The sequence below is a fragment of the Nocardiopsis potens DSM 45234 genome (assembly GCF_000341105.1).
Classification (GTDB): domain Bacteria; phylum Actinomycetota; class Actinomycetes; order Streptosporangiales; family Streptosporangiaceae; genus Nocardiopsis_A; species Nocardiopsis_A potens.
This window is the reverse complement of record NZ_ANBB01000019.1, coordinates 14,709-38,340: the sequence shown is the minus strand read 5'-3', so window position 1 is coordinate 38,340 and position 23,632 is coordinate 14,709. Positions and strand designations below refer to the sequence as shown.

At 73.6% G+C, this 23,632-nt stretch carries 18 protein-coding genes and 1 pseudogene; 9 read left to right on the top strand and 10 right to left on the bottom strand.

All coding sequences use genetic code 11. From position 1 onward, the window contains the following. Positions 1–306: 306 nt before the first annotated feature. Both D459_RS0107265 and D459_RS0107260 read right to left on the bottom strand, forming a co-directional pair. Positions 307–828 carry a DUF4245 domain-containing protein gene (locus tag D459_RS0107265; protein ID WP_026120144.1) on the bottom strand — a complete coding sequence of 174 codons (522 nt, stop codon included), beginning with the start codon at positions 826–828 and terminating at the stop codon, positions 307–309. A gap of 65 nt (positions 829–893) precedes the next feature. Next, positions 894–1,550: a TetR/AcrR family transcriptional regulator gene (locus D459_RS0107260; RefSeq protein WP_017592333.1), complete on the bottom strand. Its 657-nt coding sequence runs from the start codon at positions 1,548–1,550 to the stop codon at positions 894–896. A 231-nt stretch (positions 1,551–1,781) separates the two neighbouring features. Between D459_RS0107260 and glpX the strand changes: the two genes are divergently transcribed. Both glpX and D459_RS35815 read left to right on the top strand, forming a co-directional pair. Next, a complete protein-coding gene (glpX, locus tag D459_RS0107255) occupies positions 1,782–2,807 on the top strand; it encodes a class II fructose-bisphosphatase (RefSeq protein ID WP_017592332.1) in 1,026 nt (341 codons plus the stop codon). A 292-nt stretch (positions 2,808–3,099) separates the two neighbouring features. Continuing rightward, entirely contained in the window at positions 3,100–4,557 is a 1,458-nt protein-coding gene (locus D459_RS35815) for a hypothetical protein (RefSeq protein ID WP_026120143.1), read from the top strand. A gap of 100 nt (positions 4,558–4,657) precedes the next feature. On the opposite strand, the gene D459_RS0107245 is transcribed toward D459_RS35815, so the two are convergent. Continuing rightward, entirely contained in the window at positions 4,658–5,473 is an 816-nt protein-coding gene (locus D459_RS0107245; protein WP_017592330.1) for an ABC transporter permease, read from the bottom strand. Further along, the gene (locus D459_RS0107240; protein WP_017592329.1) at positions 5,470–6,348 is read right to left on the bottom strand and encodes an ABC transporter ATP-binding protein; all 879 of its coding nucleotides are present in this window, start codon (positions 6,346–6,348) and stop codon (positions 5,470–5,472) included. Before D459_RS0107240 ends, D459_RS0107245 begins: the two co-directional genes overlap by 4 nt. Positions 6,349–6,879: 531 nt before the next feature. Between D459_RS0107240 and D459_RS0107235 the strand changes: the two genes are divergently transcribed. The 6 genes and pseudogenes from D459_RS0107235 to D459_RS35810 all read left to right on the top strand — a co-directional run bounded on the left by D459_RS0107235 (position 6,880) and on the right by D459_RS35810 (position 15,066). Then, on the top strand, positions 6,880–7,941 hold the full coding sequence (locus D459_RS0107235) for a lytic polysaccharide monooxygenase (RefSeq protein ID WP_017592328.1): 1,062 nt from the start codon (positions 6,880–6,882) through the stop codon (positions 7,939–7,941). A 185-nt stretch (positions 7,942–8,126) separates the two neighbouring features. After that, positions 8,127–9,386 (top strand): MFS transporter, encoded by a 1,260-nt coding sequence (locus D459_RS31005; protein WP_017592327.1) that lies wholly within the window; start codon positions 8,127–8,129, stop codon positions 9,384–9,386. 111 nt (positions 9,387–9,497) lie between these two features. After that, a complete protein-coding gene (locus tag D459_RS0107225) occupies positions 9,498–10,886 on the top strand; it encodes a class II fumarate hydratase (RefSeq protein WP_017592326.1) in 1,389 nt (462 codons plus the stop codon). A gap of 287 nt (positions 10,887–11,173) precedes the next feature. Beyond that, positions 11,174–13,063: a serine/threonine-protein kinase gene (locus tag D459_RS0107220; RefSeq protein ID WP_017592325.1), complete on the top strand. Its 1,890-nt coding sequence runs from the start codon at positions 11,174–11,176 to the stop codon at positions 13,061–13,063. A 126-nt stretch (positions 13,064–13,189) separates the two neighbouring features. Beyond that, a pseudogene (locus D459_RS37545) lies at positions 13,190–13,927 on the top strand (serine/threonine-protein kinase); the annotation flags it as partial. 608 nt (positions 13,928–14,535) lie between these two features. Continuing rightward, positions 14,536–15,066, top strand: coding sequence for a hypothetical protein (locus D459_RS35810; RefSeq protein WP_017592323.1), 531 nt, complete (start codon positions 14,536–14,538; stop codon positions 15,064–15,066). 1,416 nt (positions 15,067–16,482) lie between these two features. Here D459_RS35810 and D459_RS0107205 read toward each other — a convergent pair. Next, entirely contained in the window at positions 16,483–17,034 is a 552-nt protein-coding gene (locus tag D459_RS0107205; protein WP_241484970.1) for an aggregation-promoting factor C-terminal-like domain-containing protein, read from the bottom strand. Here D459_RS0107205 and D459_RS36765 point away from each other — a divergent pair. Further along, positions 17,033–17,248 carry a hypothetical protein gene (locus D459_RS36765; RefSeq protein ID WP_241484969.1) on the top strand — a complete coding sequence of 72 codons (216 nt, stop codon included), beginning with the start codon at positions 17,033–17,035 and terminating at the stop codon, positions 17,246–17,248. The two genes, D459_RS0107205 and D459_RS36765, sit on opposite strands and share 2 nt — an antisense overlap. Before the next feature lie 309 nt (positions 17,249–17,557). Here D459_RS36765 and D459_RS0107200 read toward each other — a convergent pair whose 3' ends face one another. The 5 genes from D459_RS0107200 to D459_RS0107175 form a co-directional block, all read right to left on the bottom strand. Then, a complete protein-coding gene (locus D459_RS0107200; RefSeq protein ID WP_017592321.1) occupies positions 17,558–18,172 on the bottom strand; it encodes a transglycosylase family protein in 615 nt (204 codons plus the stop codon). Positions 18,173–18,410: 238 nt separating this feature from the next. Next, complete coding sequence (locus D459_RS0107195; RefSeq protein WP_017592320.1) at positions 18,411–20,006, bottom strand: alkaline phosphatase D family protein; 1,596 nt, start codon at positions 20,004–20,006, stop codon at positions 18,411–18,413. 226 nt (positions 20,007–20,232) lie between these two features. Continuing rightward, positions 20,233–21,528 carry a PhoH family protein gene (locus D459_RS0107185; protein ID WP_017592319.1) on the bottom strand — a complete coding sequence of 432 codons (1,296 nt, stop codon included), beginning with the start codon at positions 21,526–21,528 and terminating at the stop codon, positions 20,233–20,235. Positions 21,529–21,963: 435 nt separating this feature from the next. Further along, entirely contained in the window at positions 21,964–22,725 is a 762-nt protein-coding gene (locus D459_RS0107180; protein WP_017592318.1) for an isoprenyl transferase, read from the bottom strand. Positions 22,726–22,962: 237 nt separating this feature from the next. Then, positions 22,963–23,556: an RNA polymerase sigma factor gene (locus D459_RS0107175; RefSeq protein ID WP_017592317.1), complete on the bottom strand. Its 594-nt coding sequence runs from the start codon at positions 23,554–23,556 to the stop codon at positions 22,963–22,965. Between the last annotated feature and the right edge of the window lie 76 nt (positions 23,557–23,632).

Genomic DNA, 23,632 nt, shown 5'->3' with positions numbered 1-23,632 from the left:
CCCGAGATAAGCATCGGGTGAAGCGGCGGCCTTTTATCCGGGCCGGAATCCCCACGGGGTCCGGCGGCGCCGAGTGTGGCCTGTCCGCCCTTCAACGGGGGCGGCGCGGCAGCGGTTCCGGTTTTCACCGGTAGGGAAGATTAAGGATGGGGGAAGGCGCCGAAACCCGGTGGATTCGGCCGCCCGAACCGGGGGTCTCGGCACTGCGGCCCCCATCAGAGCGCTCTGATGGGGCCGCAGTGCCGAGACCGTCGGGGAGGGGGTGGGCAAGAGGGAGCGGGGCGCGGCGGCGGGGGCCGCGTCCGGTCAGACCTCCTGCAGCGACCCGGCGAGGACTTCCAGCTCCTCGTAGCCGGACCCGCCGGTGAGGACGACGGTCGCGTCCTCCCCCCGCTTGACCAGCGCGTGCCGGGTCCCGGTGCCGTCCAGGTAGCGCTCCCACTCCTCGCCGCCGACCTGGGAGGAGCCGTCGCGCTCGCCGCCGCCGGTCGCCTTCTCGACCATGGCCTCCGGCTCCTCCTCGCCGATCAGCAGCTCGGCGTGCCGGTCGTCGGGGGTGGCGAAGCCGAGCTTCCAGGTCACCGGCTCCTCGGTGGAGAGGTCGGTGCTGGTGGGGACCCAGCCCTCGGGCAGGCCCTCCGGGGCGTAGGCGGTGAAGTCCGCGGTCTCGGCCAGCATCTCGGCGTCGGGGCGGTAGTCGACGCTGGGGATGTGCTCTTCGCTGCGCCAGTTCACCACGAGCGCCATGATCAGCAGGATGCCGACGATGATGCCCATGGCGATCGCCATGCTCCCCATCGTCGACTCGGACCGGTTGTACGTACTCATGATGCTTCCAGCTTGCCGCAGGTCGCGCGGTGGTCCGCACCGGGGTGGGGCCGCGCGGGGCGGAGTCAGCCCGCGTCCGGGGGCTCCTCCGCTCCCCCGGTCCGCCGGTTCCGCGGCCGCAGACCGGAGAGCAGGGCGGTGACCTCGTCGGCGAAGCGCCGGGCCTCGTCGTCGTCGAGCCGCACCACCTCGGAGACGGCGACCAGCATGGAACCGCTCACAACGGTCATCAGCGGCTCGTCCACCGGCTCGTCGGCCTTGCGGAACAGGGCGGCGTTGCGGTCGGTCCACTCGCGCAGCCGGGAGCGGAGCCGGGAGTCGAACCCGGGCGGGCCGTCGCCGCTGAAGAACAGGGCCGCGGTGTCCCGCTCCACGATGCAGCCCTCCAGGTAGGCGCGGGCCGCGGTGTACATCAGGCGGGCCGGGTCGGTCTCCCCCTGCGCGCGGGCCTCGGTGACCGCCTGCCGGGTGCGGTTCTGCTGGCGCTGCTGGAACTCCTCGTAGAGGGCGAGGAAGAGGTCGGCCTTGCCGGTGAAGTGGTGGTAGAGGCTGCCGACGCTGGCGCCGGCCTGCGCCACCACCTGGCTGACCCCCGCCTTGGAGAAGCCCACCGTGGTGAAGACGTGCGCCGCCGCCTCCAGCAGGGCGGCCCGGGTGGCGGCGCCGCGCGGTGCTCCCCGCCCGGCCGGCCGCCCGTTCTTCTCGGCCTTGTCGACTGTCACGTCCTCGACCCCGTCCTGTCCGTCACCGCCTGAAGCACGAGGCTACGCCCTTCCGAGCCCGGTTCGGCTCGTCACCGCGCGCCGACTGCGCCACATCTTCGGCCGCGCCGCTCCGAGCGGGGCGCCCGGCCCGCGCCCGCGACCGGGGGCGAACTAGAGTTGTCCTGAGCACCGCCGACCGGCAGGGGCTCCTCCACCACCTTTTCCCCGCAGTGTCGAAAGGCAGACCCGATGACCGCGCCCACGCCGCCCCCGAGCGCCGCCGACGTCCCCGACCGCAACCTCGCGCTGGAGCTGGTGCGGGTCACGGAGGCGGCCGCGCTGGCCGCCGCGCGGTGGGTCGGCCGGGGCGACAAGAACGGCGCCGACGGCGTCGCCGTGCACGGAATGCGCCACCTGATCAGCACCGTGTCGATGCAGGGCACCGTGGTCATCGGCGAGGGCGAGAAGGACAACGCCCCGATGCTCTACAACGGGGAGTCGGTGGGCGACGGCAGCGGCGCCGAGTGCGACGTCGCGGTCGACCCGATCGACGGCACCCGGCTCACCGCGATGGGCATGCCCAACGCGATCTCGGTCATCTCGGTGGCGCCTCGGCACTCCATGTTCGACCCGTCCGCGGTGTTCTACATGGAGAAGCTCGCCGCCGGCCCGCAGGCCGCGGACGCGGTGGACATCACCGCGCCGGTGGCGGAGAACATCCGGGCCGTGGCGCGGGCCAAGGGCGGCAGCCCGCAGGACGTCACCGTGGTGATCCTGGACCGGCCGCGGCACGAGGGCCTGGTGCGCGAGGTCCGCGAGGCGGGCGCCCGGATCAAGTTCATCACCGACGGCGACGTGGCCGGCGCGATCATGGCGGCCCGCCCCGGCACCGGCGTCGACCTGCTGCTCGGCATCGGCGGCACCCCCGAGGGCATCATCACGGCGTGCGCGATGAAGTGCCTCGGCGGCACCATCCAGGGCCGGTTGTGGCCACGGGACGCCGACGAGCGGCGCAAGGCGCTGGAGGCAGGGCACGACCTGGACCGGGTGCTGCACACCGACGACCTGGTCTCCTCGGACGACGTGTTCTTCGCCGCGACCGGCATCACCGACGGCGAGCTGGTCGGCGGGGTCCGGTACGAGGCGGGCGGTGCGATCACCGACTCCCTGGTCATGCGGGGCCGCAGCGGCACCGTGCGGCAGATCCGCAGCGAGCACCGGCTGAGCAAGCTGGCCACCTACAGCGGCGTGGACTTCGACGCGGCCGAGCGCTGACCCGCCCCGGGGGCGGCGCGGGCGCCCGCGCCGCCCCCGGCGGGGGCCGCGGGGGCTGTCACAGTGCGGTTCCGACCCGGCGGCGCCCGGGCTGTCGGCACCGTCCGGATTGGTACCTTCTTACAGGTAATCGCGCTTATCCGGAGGTCCGATGTCCCATCCTGATCCCCCCGGCCAGCCGTACTGGCGGCCGCCCGGGCCGCAGCAGCCCGGCGCTCCGGTGCCCCACCCGGCGGGCCCGGGATACGCGCAACCCCCGATGGGCCCCGCGCCGCGGCGGAACCGCATCTGGATGGTCCCCACCGCGGCGGTCCTCGGCGTGGCGCTGATGGCGACCGGCGTGTGGGCCTCCAACACGGTGATCAACGACCTGTTCGGCGGCCCGCAGCCGGACCGGGTGTTCCCCGCGGACACGATCGCCTACGCCCAGATCGATCTGAAGCCGTCCGCCTCCCAGATGGCCGGCTACGCCGGCTTCATCGGCAAGCTCCCCGACTCGGTCCGCGAGGACATCAACGACGAGGAGGACCCGGCCGCCGACTTCTTCGAGGAGTCCTTCGACTACCTCGACTACGAGGAGGACGTCGCCCCGTGGCTGGGCCGCCGGTTCGGCGCGGCGGCGTTCCCCTCCGGCGAGGGCGAGCAGGGCGTGGCGGGCGCGGTCGCGATCGCGGTCACCGACGAGGGCGCCGCCACCGAGTCGCTGGACCGGATCAGCGCCGAGGAGGAGGTCGAGTACGTCCTCCGGGACGGCTTCGCGATCTTCGCCGACTCCGCGTCGATCCTGAGCGACTTGGAGGGCGGGATCGAGTCGGACGGCTCGCTCACCGACGCCCCCGAGTTCTCCGCCGACATGGAGGCGGCCGCCGGGGACAGCATCGCCGCGGGCTGGTTCGACATCGGCGCCGCCTCGAAGCTCGCCGGCGACGCGCTCTCCTCGGCGACCGGCGGCGGCTCGGGCTACGGGGACTACGGGTACTCCACCGGCCCCGAGGTCCCCGAGCTGGAGGAGCTGGACATCACCGGCCGGGCGGTCGCCGCGGTGAGCGTGGAGAGCGACTACCTGGAGGTCCGCGGCGACCTGCTGGACTTCTCCGCGGCCGGCTTCTCGCTGGACGACTACGAGCCGTCCGAGACCGGCCTGACCGAGCTGGGCGAGCTGCCCGGCGACACCGTGTTCGGGTTCGGCGGCAGCGGCCTGGACGCGCTGAGCGAGCAGGCCTGGAACGACCTGTCCGGGGCGATCCCGGAGATCACCGAGGAGATCGAGGCGGGCGCCGCCGAGACCGGCTCCCTGCAGATCCCCGGCGACTTCGGCAAGATCCTGGGCACCCAGACCGCCTTCGGCACCAGCGCGGTCGGCGGCACCGACGACCCGTTCTCCGACTTCGACTCCGGCGCCTTCCAGTACCGCGCCGCCGGGGCGGACAAGGCGCTCTTCGACGAGCTGGCCGAGGCCGCCGCCGCGGACTCCTACTCCTCCGGCCCGGGGGTGAAGGAGGAGGGCGGCACGGTGGTGCTCTCCTCCGGCAGCTCCTCCCAGGAGAAGCTGGGCGACGACCCGGTGTACCAGCAGGTCATGCAGGAGACCGAGCAGGCCTCGCTCGGCTACTACATGGACATGCGGGCCATGATGGAGGCCACCGAGGACGCCCCGGACGCCGACCAGTGGGGGGCCGTCGGGTTCACCACCACGTTCGGCGACGGGAAGGCCAGCTCGCTGCTGCGCTGGGCGCCCAGCGGCGGCTGACCGGCCGCGGCCCGGAAACGGCGGGAAGAAGAAGAAGGAGGGCGGCGTCCCGGTGCGGGGCGCCGCCCTCCTCCGTGCGCCCGACCGGCGCCGCGGCCGGTCAGTCGATCAGCCGGCGGCGCATCTGGAAGACCGCCAGGCACCAGGCGGCGGCGACGAAGAGCAGCAGCGCGGCCCAGTGCAGCGCGGCGGAGGCCGGGTCGATGCCGAAGGCTGCGCCGCGGACCAGCTCCACGCAGTGGTGCAGCGGGTTGGCCTTGGCCAGCGCCTGCGCCCAGGAGGGCAGCGTGTCCAGCGGGAAGAAGGTCCCCGCCACCAGGAACAGCGGGGTGATGACCCCGGAGATGATGTAGTCCATCGTCTTGATCGAGGGGACCGCGGCCGACAGCCAGATGCCGGTCAGCGCGAACCCGAAGCCGGTGACCAGGGCGACCAGCGGAACCATCAGCATGCCGGGCGCCGGCGGCAGCCCGAAGGCGAGCGCGACCAGCAGCGGGGCGCAGCCGTAGACGCCGGCCTTGAGGCCGATCCAGGCCCCCTCGGCGGTCACCAGCTCGCGGACGTCCACCGGGGCGGCGAGCATTCCGTCGTAGGTGTGCTGGAAGACCCGGCGGACGTAGGTGTCGATCAGCCCGGGGAACATCGAGGTGAACAGCACCGACATCGCGACGATGCCGGTGGCCACGAAGTCGATGTAGCGGTACCCGGAGACGGCGCCGACCAGGGAGCCCAGGCCGAAGCCGAAGGCCAGCAGGAAGATGATCGGCTCGACCAGCGCGGCGAAGGTGGTCGGCTTCCAGCTGCGCCGGTACAGCGCCCACTCCCGGGCCAGCACCCCGCGGACCGGGGCCAGTTCGAAGCGGCCGGGCGGGGGCGCGGCCACCGGTGCGGCGGCCGCCGCGGTCGGCTCGGTCATTCCACACGCTCCCCGGTGAGGTGGACGAAGACGTCTTCCAGGTTGGCGGCGCGGACCTCGCCCCGGCCGAGCAGTTCGCGCAGGCCGCCGTCGATCTCCTCGGCGCGCAGCACGGCCAGCGCCGCGCCGGTGCGCCGGGTGGGCAGCCCGCGGGCGCGGGCCCGCTCCTCCGCCCCGTCGTGCCCGCCCGGGCCGACGGGGAACTCCTCGACCGTCCGGCCGGCGTGCTCGGCGATGAGCGCGGCAGGTTCGCCGTGTGCGACCACCCGCCCCTTGGCCATCAGCGCCACCTGGTCGGAGAGGCGCTCGGCCTCCTCGATGTAGTGCGTGGACATCAGCACCGTGACGCCCTCCGCGCGGAGCCGGGTGATCAGCCCCCACAGCTCCTGGCGGACCTGGGGGTCCAGGCCGACGGTGGGTTCGTCGAGCAGCACCAGGCGGGGGCGGTGCACCAGGCCGCGGGCGATGAGCAGGCGGCGGCGCATGCCTCCGGAGAGCTTGTCGGTGCGGGTGTTCCGGCGGTCCTCCAGGTGCGCGATGGCCAGCGCGCGGCGGACCGCCTCCTCCCGCTCGCCGCGCGGGACCCGGTACAGGTGGGTGAAGACCTCCAGGTTCTCCCCCGCGGTGAGCTCCTCGTCGAGGTTGTCGTGCTGGGGGACGACGCCCATGTCGGCGCGGGCCTGCTTGGAGGCGCGCGGGACCGGGTGCCCCAGGACGGTGATCTCGCCGGCGTCGGCCCGGCTCTGCGCGGTGAGCATGCGCATGGTGGTGGACTTCCCGGCGCCGTTCGGGCCGAGCAGGCCGAGGACGATCCCGGTGGGCACTTCGAGGTCGAGCCCGTCGACGGCGCGGAGCGAGCCGTACCGCTTGACCACGCCGCGCAGCGCGACGGCGGGGGCCCGCGACGGCTCCCGGGCGGTTTCGGGCCGCGCCTCCGGGCCGGGGGAGGGCGGTGGTGCGGAAGCGGAGGACGAAGACGTCATAGGGCCCACGGTAGATAAGGCGAGCCGAGATTCCCAAAGGTTTTTCCGCATGGAGGAATCGGGGGGAATCGTCGGAACCGGCCCGGATTCGCACGGGATCGTCCGCGGAATCGGGCACGGCGGAAAACGGCCGTCCGGGTGCGGCGGGCCGGGCGCCCGGGGCGGGCAATTCGGTTCTCGGAATGCCCCGGAACGCACTGTAAGGAATGTTTACCATTGCTTGCTCTCAAGCGCAAGCATGCAGGCAGAGGGTAACTTTTCCGGATATTGACTTTTCTTGGTTGCGAATGTGTATAGTCCCGTTCCGAACCTTTCGGGAGGGCTGGAACCGAACCCGAAAGGTCGTCCTCTCCAGCCCGGACGGCCGCGCGGTCTGATCAATCGCGCGGTTCCCGCTCACGTCCAACCGAGGAGAAACCCCCCATGAGACTGGCCCGTGCACTCCGCACCGCAGCCGTGCTCACCGGAATCCCCCTGGCCCTCGGAACCCTGACCGCGGGCACCGCAAACGCCCACGGCACCATGGGCGACCCGGTCAGCCGGATCGCCGCCTGCTTCGAGGAAGGCCCGGAGAACCCGCAGTCCGAGGTCTGCAAGAACCTGGTCGCGGAGAACGGCACCCAGCCGCTCTACGACTGGAACGAGGTCAACATCCCCAACGCCGACGGCCGGCACCGGGAGATCATCCCCGACGGGCAGCTGTGCAGCGCCGGCCGGGCCAAGTACTCCGGGCTGGACGCCCCCGGCGCCTGGCACACCACCGCGCTGCCGTCCAGCGGGCAGCACACCTTCACCTACACCGCCAGCGCCCCGCACCGGGGCTACTTCGAGCTGTACGTGACCAAGGACGGCTGGAGCCAGGACAAGCGGCTCACCTGGGACGCCCTGGAGCCCGAGCCGTTCCTGCGGGTCGACGACCCCGAGGTGGTGGACGGGACCTACCGGCTCACCGGCGCACTGCCCGAGGGCAAGAGCGGCCAGCACATGATCTACGCGATCTGGCAGCGCACCGACAGCCCCGAGGCGTTCTACTCCTGCTCCGACGTGTCGTTCGGCGGCGGGGGCGCCTCGCAGCCGGCCGCCCCGGCCTTCGCCCCGGAGGACACCGGAGGCCACGACGGGCACGCCGCCGGCCACGGCGGTGACGAGGGCGACGGGAACGCCTCCGCACAGGGCGACGGCTACGTCGACACCGTCGGCCACGACGGCGGCGGCTCCGCGGAGGAGGACGGCGGCGCGGCGGCCGGCGCTTCGGACGGCTCTGACGGCTCGGGCGGTTCGGACGGCACCGCCGGAGCGGCCGGCGCCGGCGACTCGCACGCCTCCGGCCACGGCGCCCACGCCGCGAGCGGCGCGGACGCCCTCCCGCTGACCGGCTCCGCGATCACCGGCCTCTTCCTCGCCGCCATGGCCGCCCTGGTCACCGGCTTCGCCACGATGGTCTACACCCGCAAGCGCCGCACCGCCGGCACCCACCGCGCCTGATCCCCCGGATCCCGTCCGCGGAGCGGACCGCGATCCCCTGAACCGGTGGAGCCCCCGGCCGGAAAGCCGGGGGCTCCCCCCTGTCCGGGGCCGCCTCCGCGTACGGGAGAGGGTCTGGCGCCCGGCGGGGCGGCGGAGTACGTTACCGGGAATACCTGAGACGGTTTCATGTTCCCGGAGGGTCCATGCGCTCCTCTCCCCCCGCCGCCGGAGGAACCGATCGGGTCGCCCGGCGCGCGCGGGCCGCCGTGTCCGGGGTCTTCTTCACCACCGGACTGGCCTTCGCCACCCTGGTCACCCGGGTCCCCGCACTGCAGGCCCGGTTCGAGCTGGGGGAAGGCGAGCTGACCGCCGTGCTCGCGCTGGTCCCGGTGGTCGCCGGGGCCGGCAGCGTGCTGGCCGGGAGCGCGTCGGTGCGGTTCGGCAGCAGGCGGGTGGTGCGGGTCGCCCAGCCCGCGCTGGTGCTGGCGGTCGCCGCCGCCGGCACGGTGCCCACCCTCCCCGGGCTGTACGCCGCCGTCGCCGCGGTGGGGCTGCTGCTCGGCGCGGTGGACGCGACGATGAACACCCAGGCCGTCGCGGTGGAGCGGCGGTACGGCACCAGCCTGCTCACCGGGTTCCACGCGGTGTGGAGCGCCGGCGCGGTGCTCGGCTCGCTCTGGGCCGCCTTCACCTCCGACCCCGGGCGGGGCGTCGGGCTCGCCGCCGCGTTCGGCGCGGCGGCCGCGGTCGGCCTCGCCGTCTCCCTCACCGCCGGGCCGCTGCTGCACCGGGACGCCCCCGCCGAGCGGGGCGGAGGGGCCGGGCCGGACGCGGAGGCCGCCGGGGCCGCGCCCCGGCCGCGCATCCCGTGGCGGCCGATCCTGCTGGTCGGTTCCGCGCTGGCCGTCGTCTACATCGCCGACTCCGCGGTCTCCTCGTGGAGCGCGGTCTACATCGAGGCCGCGCTCGGCTCGGCCGCCCTGGCCCCGCTCGGCTACGGGGCCTACCAGGCGACCACGCTGCTCGGCAGGGCCCTGGGCGACCACGCGGTCCGCCGGTTCGGGCCGGTCGCGGTGGTGCGCGCCGGGGCCGGGGCCGCGTTCGCCGGGCTGGCCTGCGCGACCGGCGCGCCCTCCGCCTGGGTCGCGGTCGCCGGGTTCGCGCTGACCGGGCTGGGCGCCTCGGTGGTCATGCCGATCGGGTTCTCCGCCGCGGGCCGGCTCGACCCGGACGGCGGCGGCACCGCGGTGGCCCGGGTGAACGTCTCCAACTACGTCGGCTTCGTGCTGGGCGCGGTGCTCATCGGCGGCATCGCCGAGGCGCTGGACCTGCGCGCCGCCTTCGCCGCGCCGACGGCGCTGCTGCTCGGCGCGGTGCTGCTCGCCCGGTCCTTCGACCCGCCGCGCCCCGGCGCCGGGCCGGCCGGGTCCCCCGGGTCGGCCGCGGAGTCCGCGCGGGGGTGACACCCGCCACGTTCACCGAGGTCACCGGTGCTCTCTGCGGGGTCGCCCGCGCCTGTCCGGCCCACTTCTGGCAATCTTGGGGGCAGGTTTCCCTGGAGGTGTCTTTCAAAGATGAGTGATTACCGCATCGAGCACGACTCGATGGGCGAGGTCAAGGTGCCCGCCGAGGCCAAGTGGCGTGCGCAGACCCAGCGGGCGGTGGAGAACTTCCCCATTTCCGGCCAGGGGCTGGAGGCCGCCAACATCTCGGCGCTCGGCCACATCAAGGCCGCCGCCGCGAAGGTCAACGCGGAGCTGGGGGTCATCTCCGACGCCCTGGGCAAGGCGATCCGCGAGGCGGCCCTGGAGGTCGCCGAGGGCAAGTGGAACGGCGAGTTCCCGATCGACGTGTTCCAGACCGGTTCGGGCACGTCCAGCAACATGAACACCAACGAGGTCGTCGCCACGCTGGCCAAGGCCGCCTCCGGCCTGGACGTGCACCCCAACGACCACGTCAACGCCTCCCAGTCGTCCAACGACGTGTACCCCTCCTCGCTGCACATCGCGGCGACCGCGGCGGTCGTCAACGACCTGGTCCCGGCGCTCACCCACCTCCAGGGCGAGCTGAACCGCAAGTCGGTCGAGTTCGCCGGCGTGGTGAAGAGCGGCCGCACGCACCTGATGGACGCCACCCCGGTCACCCTGGGCCAGGAGTTCGCCGGCTACGCCGCGCAGGTCGGCTACGGCGTGGAGCGGCTCAAGGCGGTGCTGCCCCGGGTCGCCGAGCTGCCGCTGGGCGGCACCGCGGTGGGCACCGGCATCAACACCCCGGAGGGCTTCGCCCCGCGGGTGATCGCCGAGATCGCCTCCGCCACCGGCCTCCCGCTGACCGAGGCCCGGGACCACTTCGAGGCGCAGGGCGCCCGGGACGGGCTGGTCGAGCTCTCCGGGCAGCTGCGGACCATCGCGGTGAGCTTCGCCAAGATCGCCAACGACATCCGCTGGATGGGCTCGGGGCCGCGCACCGGCCTCACCGAGATCTACCTGCCGGACCTGCAGCCGGGCTCGTCGATCATGCCGGGCAAGGTCAACCCGGTGCTGTGCGAGGCGATGCTCCAGGTCTCCTCGCAGGTGGTCGGGAACGACGCCGCGGTGGCGTTCGGCGGCGCGACGGGCAACTTCGAGCTCAACGTGCAGCTGCCGATGATCGGCCGGAACGTGCTGGAGTCGATCCGGCTGCTGGCCAACGTCTCCCGGGTGTTCGCGGACCGCTGCGTCGCCGGCATCGAGGCCAACGAGGAGCGCTGCCGCGAGTACGCGGAGTCCTCCCCCTCCATCGTGACGCCGCTGAACCGCTACATCGGCTACGAGGAGGCGGCCAAGGTCGCCAAGCAGGCGCTGGCCGAGCGGAAGACCATCCGCCAGGTGGTCGTGGAGCGCGGCTACATCGAGGCCGGCAAGCTCACCGAGGCCCAGCTGGACGAGGCCCTCGACGTGCTGAAGATGACCAACTCGCAGTAGCGGGCGGCCATCGTGCGGGGGCGGCGCCGACCGGGCGCCGCCCCCGCCGCTTCCCCCCGCTCCCCCTCCACTCCCGGCCCGGCCCCCGTCGGAGCGGCACGGGGCGTCCTCTGCGCACCGCACGGCAGGTTCCGGACATGCATCGCATACCCCTGCGAGACGCATGTCCGGCCGACGGCAGGTTCCGGACATGCATCGCATACCCCTACGAGACGCATGTCCGGCCGCAAGTTAGTAGCCTGCTGCACACGAGCACGCTTACCCCCTCCCTCTGAGAGGCCCTCCATATGTCCACGGACAGCGGTGCCCGGCTGGTCGCCGGGCGCTACCGGTTGGACAGTGAGCTGGGGCGGGGCGGCATGGGCATCGTCTGGCACGCCTGGGATACCCAGCTCCAGCGCCATGTCGCCGTCAAGGAGATCCTCCTTCCCAGCCACCTGTCCGACGTCGAGCGCTCCGAGGCCCGCGCGCGGGTGCTGCGCGAGGCGCGGAGCGCGGCACGCGTGCCGCACCCCTCGATCGTCACCGTCCACGACGTCTTCGACCACGAGGACAACCCGTGGGTGGTCATGGAACTCATCCCCGGCCGCTCCCTGGACCAGGTGATCGCGGAGGGCGGGACGCTGTCCGCCCCGCGCACCGCGGAGATCGCCAAGGCCCTGCTGGAGGGGCTGCGGGCGGCGCACGAGGCGGGCGTCGTGCACCGGGACATCAAGCCCGGCAACGTGATGGTCTGCGACGACGACCGGGTCGTCATCACCGACTTCGGCATCGCCACCGTCGAGGGCGGCGCCTCCATCACCCGTACCGGCGCCCTGGTCGGCTCGCCGGAGTACATGCCGCCGGAGCGGTTCGAGGGCGGCGCGGCCACCCCCGCCGGCGACCTGTGGAGCGCCGGCGTGACGCTGTACGCGGCGCTGAGCGGGTCGTCCCCGTTCCACCGGGAGAGCATCACCGGCGCGATCGCCGCGGTGCTGTCCGCGCCGATCCCGCCGGTGCCGCAGGCCGGCCCGCTGGAGCCGCTGATCGGCGGGCTGCTGGAGCGCGATCCGGGGCGGCGGCTGGGCGCCGGCGACGCCCTGCGGATGCTGCGCGAGCAGCGGCCCCCGGGCGGCGCGGGCACCCCGGCCGCCGGGACGCCCTCCGCCGGCCCGGCCGGCGTCCCCTTCGCCGCGCCGACCCCGGCGGGCGGCATGCCCTCCGCGGGGACCCCGGCCGGCGGGGTGCCCGCGGGCACCCCGGCGGCGGGCCTCCCCGCCGCGGGGACCCCCGCCGGAGGCGTCCCCGGTCCGCCTCCCGGCGGGTTCCCGGGCCCGGGCGGCCCCGGACCGGAGGGGCCCGGCGGCCCCGGTCCGAACGCGCCCAGCGGCGGCTGGCCGTCCGCGGCGCCCGCCGGACCGCCGCCACCGCCGGGGCCCGGCCCGGGCTACCCCGGCCCCGGTCCCGTCCCCGGCCCGGGCCCCGGTCCGGGCCAGCACTCCTACTCCGCCCCGCCGGCGGAGAAGAAGAAGGGCGGCAAGGCCACCCCGCTGGTGTTCGGCCTGATCGGGTGCGGACTGGTGCTGGTGCTGGTGATCGGCGCGGCCACGGTCGGCCTCATCGCGCTGAGCAGCCAGCCGGAGGAGCCCGTCGACCCGCCGGTCGCCGATCCCAGCGCCTCGGCCTCCCCGAGCCCCGAGGAGAACCCCACGCCGGCCTCCTTCGAGTCCTACGACGCCGACTGGTACAGCATCGGCTACCCCGAGGGGTGGACCGTCTACGACGACGAGCTGGAGCCCGACGGCACCGGGGCGGTGTCCTTCTACGACCCCACCTCCGAGCGCCGGCTGATGGTCGCCACCTGGGACAACACCGGCGGGCTGGCCAGCCTGGACCAGCTGGAGACCGACGACGAGCGGTTCAGCTCCTCGGACGACTACGAGAACTACCGGACCGACGACCTGCGCCAGGTTCCCGCCTCGGAGCTGCCCTCCGGGTGGGGCTCGGAGCACGACGTCGCCGTCGTGGTCAACCGCTACACCGCCGACGACTGGGACAAGGAGGACCGCCACCTCACCGAGTACAACGTGGTGGTGGGCGACAAGGGCTACGCCCTGTCCATGAACGTCCCCGAGGAGGACGCCGAGCAGTACGAGCAGACCCTCCAGGACGCTCTGAACAGCTGGGTCATCAAGTGACCCGGTAGACCCGGCGCCGCTCGCAAGCGACCGCCGGAGGAGGCGCCTCCTCCGGCGGTCGCTTGCGGTCCGCCTCCCCTCCCGCCTGCTCCCCCCGTTCGCCCCTCCCCCATTGCGAGGCCCCGAATGCCCGTGGACGACGGCTCCCGCACCATCGCCGGCCGCTACCGGCTCGGCGGGGAACTGGGCCGGGGCGGCATGGGCGCGGTGTGGCGGGCCTGGGACACCGCCCTGGAGCGGGAGGTCGCGGTCAAGGAGGTGCTGCTGCCGGCATCGCTCCCCGAGGCGCTGCGCGCCGAGACCCGGCAGCGGGTGCTGCGCGAGGCGCGGGCCGCGGCGCGGATCGAGCACCCGTCGGTGGTCACCGTGCACGACGTCTTCGACCACGGGGGCACCCCGTGGGTGGTGATGGAGCTGCTCCGCGGCCGCTCGCTGGAGGAGCTGCTGCGCGCGGAGGGCCCGCCGCCGCCCGCGCGCGCCGCCCGGCTCGCCCGCGGGCTGCTGGAGGGACTGCACGCGGCGCACCTGGCGGGCGTGGTGCACCGGGACATCAAACCCGGCAACGTGATGGTGCTCGGCGGCGACCGGGTGGTCATCACCGACTTCGGCATCGCCACCGTCGAGGGCGGGACCGCGATCACCCGCACCGGGACGCTGATCGGCTCGCCGGAGTACATGCCGCCGGAGCGACTGGAGTCCGGCGGCACGACCCCCGCCGGCGACCTGTGGAGCGCCGGCGTGACCCTGCAGACGGCGCTCACCGGGCGCTCGCCGTTCCGCCGGCCCACGGTGACGGCCACCATCGCCGCGGTGCTCACCGCCCCGGTCCCGCCGGCCCCGCAGGCCGCTCCGCTGCGGCCGCTGCTCGCCGCCCTGCTCCGGCGGGACCCGGAAGCCCGACCGGGTGCGGCCGAGGCCCTGCGCATGCTCGACGTGCCCTCCCCGGCCTCCCAGACCTCCCCGGCCCCTGCGGGCCCGCCCCCGGCGGAGCGGAAGGCCCCACCCGCACCGCTCCCGGGAGAGCGGAAGGCACCATCGGCACCGCCTCCGGCGAAGGGGAAGGCGCCATCCGGGCCGCCCCCGGCGGCGGGCAGGGCGCCATCCGGGCCGCCCCCGGCGGCGGGCAGGGCTCCATCTCCGCCGCCTTCACCGTCTCCGCCGTCCGCGCCTCCCTCGGCGCCTTCCCGTGGCGGCGCGGAGCCGGTCTCCCGGCCGCCGGGCCGGCGGAAGCGCCGTCCGCCACGGGGGCGGTCCCGGCACCGCCTCCGCGCCGCGCCGTACCGAACGCGCCGAACGCTCCAACCGGGCGGCGCCCCGGGGCCGGTGCGCCGCCCACCGCCGACCCCGGGGCGACGGGGGCCGTCCCCGCCGCTCCGGCCGCCCCATCCGGTCCGCCCGGCCGGGCGGACCGGCGTCCCCGCGGGCTCCTCATCGGACTGGCCTGCGGGGGCGGGGCGCTTCTGCTGCTCCTGGTGGTCGCGGTGGCGGCGGTCGCCTCCGGCGGCGCGGCCGTCGACGAGGACGCCTACGCCGTGTACCAGGCCGACATGTTCCGGGTGGAGTATCCGGAGGAGTGGCGGGTCCACGAGGATTTCGGCTGGCTGGGCGACGGGAGCGTGCGGTTCGAGTCGGAGTCGGGGGACCACTCGATCTGGGTCAAGACCTGGCACAACAACGACGACCTGACCGGGGAGGGCTTCCTGGAGGGGCAGAGCGACCCGGGCCCGCTCGAAGAGGAGGGCTCCACCGGGGTGCGGACCGGCGAGACCCGGGTGGTCCCGGTCGCGGAGTACCCCGGCCACTGGGACAGCGACTACGAGGTGGTCCGGCTGACCCGGACGCTGAGCAACGGCACCTGGCCGACCCCGGAGCGGCACATGACCGTCTACGGCGTGATCGCTGACGACGAGGGCTTCACGCTGACCCTGAACGTCCCACAGGGCGAGGTTCGCGGATACGAGCCGGTCTTCGAGCGGACCGTGGAGTCGTTCACCCAGGACTGACCCTGTCCCGTTGATCTTGGAGTTGTTGCCGTCTCAAAGCCGGTCGAGACGGCAACGACGCCCAGATCATCGAGAGGGAGCGGTCGGCGGGACAGGGGCGGCAGGCAGGGCGTTTCCCCGGTGCCGATCCCCCCTTCTCCCCTCAGCGATCCGGCATTCCGGTCAGGCGCGGCGCCTCGCGGAGCGAAGGTTCAAGCGGGCAGCGACGGCGGGAGGGCGTGCCGGCCGGCCGGTCCGGTGCGGCGCCCCGCAGAGCAAAGGTCAAGACGGGCGGCGACGGCAGCGGTAGGGCCGGGGCGCGAGTGTCGCCCGGGTGTCGGGCCCCACGGGGCAGAGGTTCAAGCGGGCGGCGAGGGCGGCGGTGGGGACCGGCTGGTCGGTCGGGTGCGGCAGAGCAGGGAGGGGCGGCCGGGGTGGCGGGGCGCCGTTCCCGCGTCGCCCGGGTACCGGGGCCGGCCGCCCTTGAAACCACCGCCCGCCCCTGACCTGGATGAATACGCACAGTGAAGGTCGGGAGGGGCGCCCTGCGCACCGCGAGAGCACCCCGGTGATTCCCGGGCGCGCATCCCGGCCCGGATCGGGCCTCTGAGCGCCCGAACGAGGCCGATCGGGCCGGTGATCGGGGTTCGAGCCGCCCGGAAGGCCGCAGAGCAGGGGGCCGGAACCCGAGCAGGGTAGAGGTGGGGCGAGATGTCGCTTTTGTTCTTCTTGGAGGGCCTGCCTTGGCCACTCTGGGTGATCGGTGAGGGGGTGGTGGGGGCTTGGGGGCTTACTACTCGCTGGTAGATGTAATCGGGGTGCTCTCGCGGCGCGCAGGCCGCCCCCACCTCCGCTCGACCCCCGCCGCGAACCAGGCATAGGGGATAAGGCCACCCCCCGGCGGGGGCACGCGCCGGGCCGGGCCGGTGAACGCGGCGCCCGCCCCTCTCCCGCCTTCGCCGCCTGCTTGAACCTGCACCCCGTGAGGCACCGCGCCCGGCTGAGACGCCCGGCCCCGGCCCTACCCTCGCCGTCGCCGCCTGCTTGGACCCTCACCCCGTGACGCGCCGCGCCCGACCGACCGGCCGGTGCCCACTGCCGCCTTCGCCGCCGGTTTGAACCCTCGCCACGTGAGGTGCCGCGCCTGGGTGAGGCCTTCGCCTCGCCCCTTCCTTGGCCGTCGCCGCCTGCTTGAACCTCCGCTCCGCGAGACGCCGCGCCGGACCGACCGGCCGGTCCCCCCTTCCGCCTTCGCCGCCCGTCTTGACCTTCGCTCTGCGGGGCGCCGCGCCGGACCGACCGGCCGCTCCCCCTCCCTGCCCTCGCCGCCCGCTTGAAGCTGCACTCCGTGAGGCGCCGAGGGCGATGCCGGGAACGACGGCGGCCCCGCGACCGGGGTCGGTCGCGGGGCCGTGCGCAGAGGCCGTTCGCGGTCTCTTAGTACCAGTTGTTGGCCTGGGAGTGGGCCCAAGCCTCGCACGGGGAGCCGTAGCGGTCCTTGATGTAGCCCAGGCCCCACTCGATCTGGGTGGCGGGGTTGGTCTGCCAGTCAGAACCGGCCGAGGCCATCTTGGAGCCCGGCAGGGACTGCGGGATGCCGTAGGCGCCGGAGCTGGGGTTCTGAGCCTGGGGGTTCCAGTTGCTCTCCTTCTCCCAGAGCGGCTCGAGGCAGCCGCTGAACTGGTCCTCGCCCCAGCCGTAGTCGCCCAGCATCGCCTTGGCGATGGACTTGGGGTCGCCGCTGGGGGCGGACGAGGAGGAGTCGCCGCCGGAGCCGGAGGAGGAAGAGTCGTCAGAGGACTTCTCCTCTTCCTTCTTCTCCTCCTTCTTCTCCTCGGGCTTGGTGGTGCCGGAGGCAGAGGCGCCGCCGTCCGCGGCCTCGACGCGCTCCTGGGTCTCCTCGCGCTGCGAGGCGCGCTGGTCGTCGGAGACCTCCTGCACGTCGGCGAAGAAGTCCTCCTCACCGGCCTTAGGGGGGTCAGCCGGCATGGCCGCGTTCGTCGCGTTGTCGGGCTCGACGCCGCTGTCGGCCAGTGCGGAGACACCGAAGACGGTGCCGGCGACGACCGTGGCGCACCCGACTGCCGCGGCAGCGCGCAGCGAAATCCGGTTGGTCAGCAAGAATTGCCCTTTCGCCAGTCGCGTGCCGTGGAAAACGCACGCGATCGACTCTGCCCCGGGCTCACAGGCGGTGTTCGGGTGAAGACGGTTTCTTGTGGTGCGGGGGTCCGCTGCCGTCCTCACCAAGGGGTCCGCACGGAACTTCTTCCTACTGGGGGCGCCCGGGGGGCGCGGGCCGTGCGGGCCGTGCGAGCACTCGGAGGCTCTTACTCGGCACGGAGGTCATCATGACCTTCCGTTTCATCACGGCACAATAACATCAATTCCGGGCAAGTCCACCCCCTGAAAGCAACAAGCGCCCCTGCCCGGAGACCGCGCTCCGAAGGGAGCGGATCCGGGCAGGGGCGGGGCTTCCGGGCTCCTCAGGACACCCGTCTTGACCTGCGGTTTCTCAATCGAAGAGGTGAACGCCACACTCCGGCCACTGGCTCTGCCAGTTGCCGCCGACCGCGTCGTAGAGGGCCTTGGCCCGGGAGGTCTGCTCATCGGCCGGGGCCTCGGCCGGGGAGCCGCTGCCGCCCACCGACTCCCAGGTGGCCATGGAGAACTGGTAGAGGCCGTAGTAGCCGCCGGCGGAGTTGACCGCGGTCGGGTCGCCGCCGGACTCGCACTGGGCCAGCGCCGGCCAGTTGAGCGAGTTCGCGTCGGCGCTGGAGTCCGGGGCCGGGGAGCCCGAGTCGGAGGAGGACTCCTCCTCTTCCTCTTCGGGCTCGGGCTCCTTCTCCTCCGGCTTGGTGGTTCCGGAGGCGGAGGCGCCGCCACCGGCGGCGTCGACGCGCTCCTGGGTCTCCTCGCGCTGCGAGGCGCGCTGGTCGTCGGAGACGTCCTGCACGTCGGCGAAGAAGTCCTCGTCGGAGGCGGCCTGCGGCACCTGCATGGCGGCGCCGGCGGCCTTGCCCGGGTCGCCCCCGCCGAAGTAGGCGGTGGCGGCGAAGAGCGCGGTGGCGGTGAGGCCCGCGGCGCCGATGCCGGCCGCGAGGCGCGGTGATATGCGGTTGAACAGCAAGGCTGGCCTTCCGTTGGGAGCGCGCGCCACTCGGGCGGACACGGACCTCGACGGGGGGTGGGGTATCGATTCGGTCCGGCTATCGGGGCACGCCCGGGGGCTCCTTAATGACGGTTCCGGACCTACCTTGCCGCATACTTTGCGGCCCCATCACCTCTACGAGGGTGACCTGTATCACACCTCGCCCTGACCCGGGCTTTACCCGGCGGGCCGGCGCCGGGGCCGGCCCGCCCGGGGCTCAGCCGCGCCCCTCCGGGGACAGCGCCTTCGACCAGAGCGAATCGCCGCTCCCGTCCCGCAGGTGCACCCGGAACTCCTTGGTCCGCGGGTCGATCTCGACCTCGCCGAAGTGCTGGTGGCCCTCCATCGGCGAGGTGTTCGCGCGCGGCGGCGCGTTCACGAACACCTCCTCCGGGCCGAAGGTCGGGTCCAGGTCGTTGGGGCCGAAGGCGCCGGCGTGCAGCGGCCCGGTGACGAACTCCCAGAACGGGGTGAACTCCGAGGAGGAGGCCCGGTCCGGGGAGTAGTGGTGCGCGGCGGTGTAGTGCACGTCCGCGGTCAGCCAGACCACGTCGCGCACGCCGCGGCGGTGCAGCCCGGCGAGGACGCCGTCGATCTCCGCCTCGCGGGCGAGCGGCTCGCCGGGGCGCCCGTTGGCGACCGCCTCGATCCGGTCCCCGTCCGGCACCACCACGCCCAGCGGCATGTCCGAGGCGATCACCTTCCACGTCGCCGAGGACTCCGCGACCGAGCGCACCAGCCACTCCGCCTGCTTCTCGCCGAGGATGCGCTCGTAGGCGGCGTCCCCGGCCGAGTTGGCGTCCCGGTACAGGCGCATGTCGATGACGAACACGTCCAGGTGCGGGCCGTAGGACAGGCGGCGGTACATCCGCCCGTCGACGGCCTCCCGGGGGAGGACCGGCTGCCACTCGTGGAACGCCCGGTGGGCCCGCCGGGCCAGCACGTCGACGGACTTCTCGGTGTACCGGTCGTCGTCGAGGACCTCCCCGGGGTACCAGTTGTTGGTGACCTCGTGGTCGTCCCACTGGACGATGTGCGGGACCCGGGCGGCGAACGCCCGCACGTTGTCGTCCATCAGGTTGTAGGCGTACTGGCCGCGGAACTCCTTGAGGGTCTCGGCGACCTTGGACTTCTCCTCGGTGACCAGATTCCGCCAGACCCGGCCGTCGGGCAGCTCGACGCGCTCCTCCAGCGGCCCGTCGGCGTAGACCACGTCCCCGCTGTGCAGGAAGAAGTCCGGGTCCCGGTCGGCCATGGCGGCGAAGGCGGCCATCCCGCCGAAGTCGGGGTTGATGCCCCAGCCCTGGCCGGCGACGTCGCCCGACCACAGGAACCGGACCGGACGGTCCGCGCCGCCCGGGGTGCGGAAGGAGCCCCGCACCGGCTCGCTGGTGTACTTGCCGGACTCGGCGTACACCCGGACGTGCACCTCCTTGCCCGGGTCGACCCCGGTGACCCGGACCTTCCCGGTGCCGTCGGTGGACGGGGTGAGCATCGGGCCGCGCACCCGGCGGGCGTCGGAGAAGTCCGGGCGCTCGGCGACCTCCACCACCATCCGGGCCGGCCGGTCGGCGCGGGCCCACACCACGGCGCCGTCCGCGCGCGGGTCGCCCAGCTGGATGCCGTGCGTGAGCCGGGGCCGGTTCCGGCCCTGGGCGTAGGCCGGCGCCGCCCCGCCGAACAGGGCCGCCCCGGCCCCTGCGGCGCCCAGGCCGAGCAGGGTGCGCCGGGACGGGCCGGACGGGCGCACGGAGGGCTCCGGGGCGGAGGGGGCGCGCGGGGGTTCGGGGGACGCGGGGGATTCGTGCTCCATCGGGGTCGGCTCCTCGTCGTCGGGGACAGGCGGGGTCAGGGGGGTTCTACCTGCCGGTTCCGAATGGCGCCGGAACACACGCCGAAGCGCGGGAGAAGAAGGGAGGGGCGGCGCCGCGGAAGGGGGGCGGAAGAGCGGAACGGGGCGGGGAAGAGGCGAGCCCCGGGGCGGCGCCCCGGGGCTCCTGCTCGTCCCGGACCGCCCGGGCGGGCGGCCCGGGGCCGGGTCAGCCCTCCAGCATCTCGGTGACCAGGGCCGCGATCGGCGAGCGCTCCGAACGGCTCAGCGTGATGTGCGCGAAGAGCGGGTGGCCCTTGAGCTTCTCGATCACCGCGACCACGCCGTCGTACCGGCCCACGCGCAGGTTGTCGCGCTGGGCGATGTCGTGGGTGAGCACCACCCTGGAGTTCTCGCCGAGGCGGGAGAGCACGGTGAGCAGCACCCCGCGCTCCAGGGACTGCGCCTCGTCCACGATGACGAACGCGTCGTGCAGCGAGCGCCCGCGGATGTGGGTGAGCGGCAGCACCTCCAGCATGCCGCGGTCCACCACCTCGTCGATGACGTCCTGGCTGGTGACCGCGGACAGGGTGTCGTGCACCGCCTGCGACCACGGGCTCATCTTGTCGTTCTCGGTCCCGGGCAGGTAGCCCAGTTCCTGCCCGCCGACCGGGTAGACCGGGCGGAACACCATCACCTTGCGGTGCTGGCGGCGCTCCAGCACGGCCTCCAGCCCGGCGCAGAGCGCCAGCGCCGACTTGCCGGTGCCGGCCCGGCCGCCGAGCGAGACGATGCCCACCTCGGGGTCGGTGAGCAGGTCGAGCGCGATGCGCTGCTCGGCGCTCCGGCCGTGCAGGCCGAACACGTCCCGGTCGCCCTTGACCACCTTCACCGACTTGTCCGGGAGCACCCGGCCCAGTGCCTTGCCGCGCTCGGAGACCAGCACCAGCCCGGTGTGGCAGGGCAGGCCGCGGGCGGCCTCGACATCGCCCGTCCCGGTCTCGAAGAGGCCGGCGACCTCGTGCGCGGGGACCTCCAGCTCGGCCGTTCCGGTCCAGCCGTGCTCGATGGCGAGCTCGGCCCGGTACTCGTCGGCCTCCAGGCCGATCGAGGAGGCCTTGATCCGCATCGGCAGGTCCTTGCTGACCAGGACGACGTCGTGGGCGGGGGCGCCCTCCTCCGCGTCGGCCGAGGCCTCCTCCTGGAGGTTGCGGGCGACGGTGAGGATGCGGGTGTCGTTGTCGCCGAGCCGGAACCCGACCGGCAGGACCGCCGGGTCGCTGTGGTTGAGCTCCACCCTCAGGGTGCCGCCGTCCTCGTTGACCGGGACGTCGGTGTCCAGGCTGCCGTGGGCGACGCGGAGGTCGTCCAGGCGGCGGAGGGCTTCCCGGGCGAAGTAGCCCAGTTCGGGGTGGTGACGCTTGCTCTCCAGCTCGGTGATCACCACGATCGGCAGTACCACTTCGTGCTCTGCGAACCGGGTGATGGCGACCGGGTCGGCCAGCAGGACGCTGGTGTCGAGCACATAGGTTCGCCGCTGCCCGTCCGCGCCCGCTGCTGCGTGCGGGGCGACGGGGGTGTGGAGGCCGCGGCGGTGGGTCGAGGAACTAGCCACTCGTTCTCCCCCTGGGCGCCGCGAGGGCGCCCTAGTGTCACGGGATACCTGGGACCGGGGCCGACCCCTGCGCAGGGCCGGGTCCGGCCCTCCTCGGCTTGGGTTCCGCGGTGGAACAGCACCTCGGACAGCAGGGGCCTCCCGAAGCGGGCGGATGTGCACCGCCCGCTGGTTCCGACGGTACCCGGCTCCTTGCAAAGAGCAAGACCCTCCGTTGGCACGGCATGTGAACGCCCGGTTAAGCGGCTTCTCCTCCGTTGAGGGCGGTGGTGGGCGACGGGCGGGACCGGGCCCGAAGGGCCACCGCTGAGGACGGTGGCGGGCGACGGTCGAGAGGGGACGTGCTCAGGAGCCGAAGCGCCGGTTGCGCGCGCCGAAGGCGCGGAGCGCGCGGAGGAAGTCCACTCGGCGGAAGGCAGGCCAGAAGACCTCGCAGAAGTAGAACTCCGAATGCGCGCTCTGCCAGAGCAGGAAGCCGGAGAGGCGCTGCTCTCCCGAGGTCCGGATGAGGAGGTCCGGGTCGGGCTGGCCGCGGGTGTAGAGGTGCTCTGCGATGTGCTCCAGGTCGAGGCGCTCGGCGAGCTCCTCGATCGTGGTGCCCTTGGCGGCCTCCTCGGCGAGGAGGGAGCGCACCGCATCAGCGATCTCACGCCTCCCCCCATACCCGACCGCCACGTTCACAATCAGGCCCGGTTCGCCGGATGTGGCCGCGCCCGCCTCTTTCATCACCCGTGCGGTGGAATCGGGCAGCAGGTCCAGTGCGCCCATCGGGTTGACGTTCCAGCCCTCGTCACGCAGGCGGATCACGGTGTTCTCGATGATCCGCAGCAGCGGCTCCAGCTCCTTCGGCGGGCGGCCGAGGTTGTCGGTGGAGAGCAGCCAGAGTGTGACCACCTGCACACCGCGCTCGCTGCACCAGCCGAGCAGTTCGAAGATCTTGTCCGCGCCGGCCTCGTGCCCGCGGTTGATGTCGCCGAGCCCGCTGATCCTGGCCCACCTGCGGTTGCCGTCCAGGATCACCCCGACGTGCCGGGGGGTGTCCGCGTCGCCGAGCTTGCGCTCCAGTCGACGCTCGTACAGCCAGTAGAGGGGATCACGGAGCCCCATGGGACGCAACCTTTCGCCGCGGTGGAGGGAAGAGGACCGGCCGTGCGGCGCGTCCCGGCGGGCCGGAGGGCCGCCCGCCCGGCACCGGGCCGCGGCGCGGTCCGGCGGGCCGGGCGCGGCCGGTGTCCGGTCCCCGTCCCCGTGCGCCGCACGCCCTCCCCGCGGCCGGCGCGCCCGTCGCGGCTCAGGCCGGCACGGGAAGGGGTCGTCACTCCAAGGTTAGATCGGATCGGGGGCTCACGATACGGCGAGCGCCTTCCGAACGTGCTTGCGTCCCTCGTGGATGCGGGATTTGACGGTGCCCAGGGCGATGTCGAGCTCTTCGGCGATCTCGTTGTAGTCCATCTGGCACAGGTCGCGCAGGACCAGCGGGGCGACCAGGTTGGGGCGCTCGCGCTCCAGCCGGTCCAGCGCCTCCAGCAGGTCGATCCTGGAGCCCGCGATGACGCTGGTGGTCCGCGGGTCGCGCTGGTGCGGGATGCGCTCGGCCTCGGTCGGCATCTCGTTGGAGCGGCGCTTCATCGAGCGGTAGGTCTGCCGGGCGGAGTTGGACACCACCGTGTACAGCCAGGTGGTGAAGAGCGACTGGCCCTTGAAGCCATGGATGTTGCGGGCCACCCGGAGCAGCGCGTCCTGGCACGCCTCCTCGGCGTCCTGCCGGTAGGGCAGGAACCGGGCGCACCTGCGCAGCACCTCCGGCTGGATGCGCCGGAGCAGCTCGTCCAGGGCGGCCTCGTCGCCGTCCCGGGCGCGTCGGGCGAGTTCTTCCAGGGCGTCGTCGACCTTCGCGGCGCTGCGCTTGGGCGCGGGCCCCTTGTCGGTGTTCGGCACGGCTGATAGCTCCTTGCTGTCGAGAGAGGCGGTCTGGAGTACCCGCCGGACTCTCCTGCTCTTACACGCGCACCCC

Coding starts and splice junctions, on each gene's coding strand:
- D459_RS0107265 (WP_026120144.1), bottom strand. CDS start 828: ATGAGTACGTACAACCGGTCCGAGTCGACGATGGGGAGCATGGCGATC.
- glpX (WP_017592332.1), top strand. CDS start 1,782: ATGACCGCGCCCACGCCGCCCCCGAGCGCCGCCGACGTCCCCGACCGC.
- D459_RS35815 (WP_026120143.1), top strand. CDS start 3,100: ATGGTCCCCACCGCGGCGGTCCTCGGCGTGGCGCTGATGGCGACCGGC.
- D459_RS0107245 (WP_017592330.1), bottom strand. CDS start 5,473: ATGACCGAGCCGACCGCGGCGGCCGCCGCACCGGTGGCCGCGCCCCCG.
- D459_RS0107235 (WP_017592328.1), top strand. CDS start 6,880: ATGAGACTGGCCCGTGCACTCCGCACCGCAGCCGTGCTCACCGGAATC.
- D459_RS31005 (WP_017592327.1), top strand. CDS start 8,127: ATGCGCTCCTCTCCCCCCGCCGCCGGAGGAACCGATCGGGTCGCCCGG.
- D459_RS0107225 (WP_017592326.1), top strand. CDS start 9,498: ATGAGTGATTACCGCATCGAGCACGACTCGATGGGCGAGGTCAAGGTG.
- D459_RS0107220 (WP_017592325.1), top strand. CDS start 11,174: ATGTCCACGGACAGCGGTGCCCGGCTGGTCGCCGGGCGCTACCGGTTG.
- D459_RS36765 (WP_241484969.1), top strand. CDS start 17,033: ATGGCCGCGTTCGTCGCGTTGTCGGGCTCGACGCCGCTGTCGGCCAGT.
- D459_RS0107205 (WP_241484970.1), bottom strand. CDS start 17,034: ATGCCGGCTGACCCCCCTAAGGCCGGTGAGGAGGACTTCTTCGCCGAC.
- D459_RS0107195 (WP_017592320.1), bottom strand. CDS start 20,006: ATGGAGCACGAATCCCCCGCGTCCCCCGAACCCCCGCGCGCCCCCTCC.
- D459_RS0107180 (WP_017592318.1), bottom strand. CDS start 22,725: ATGGGGCTCCGTGATCCCCTCTACTGGCTGTACGAGCGTCGACTGGAG.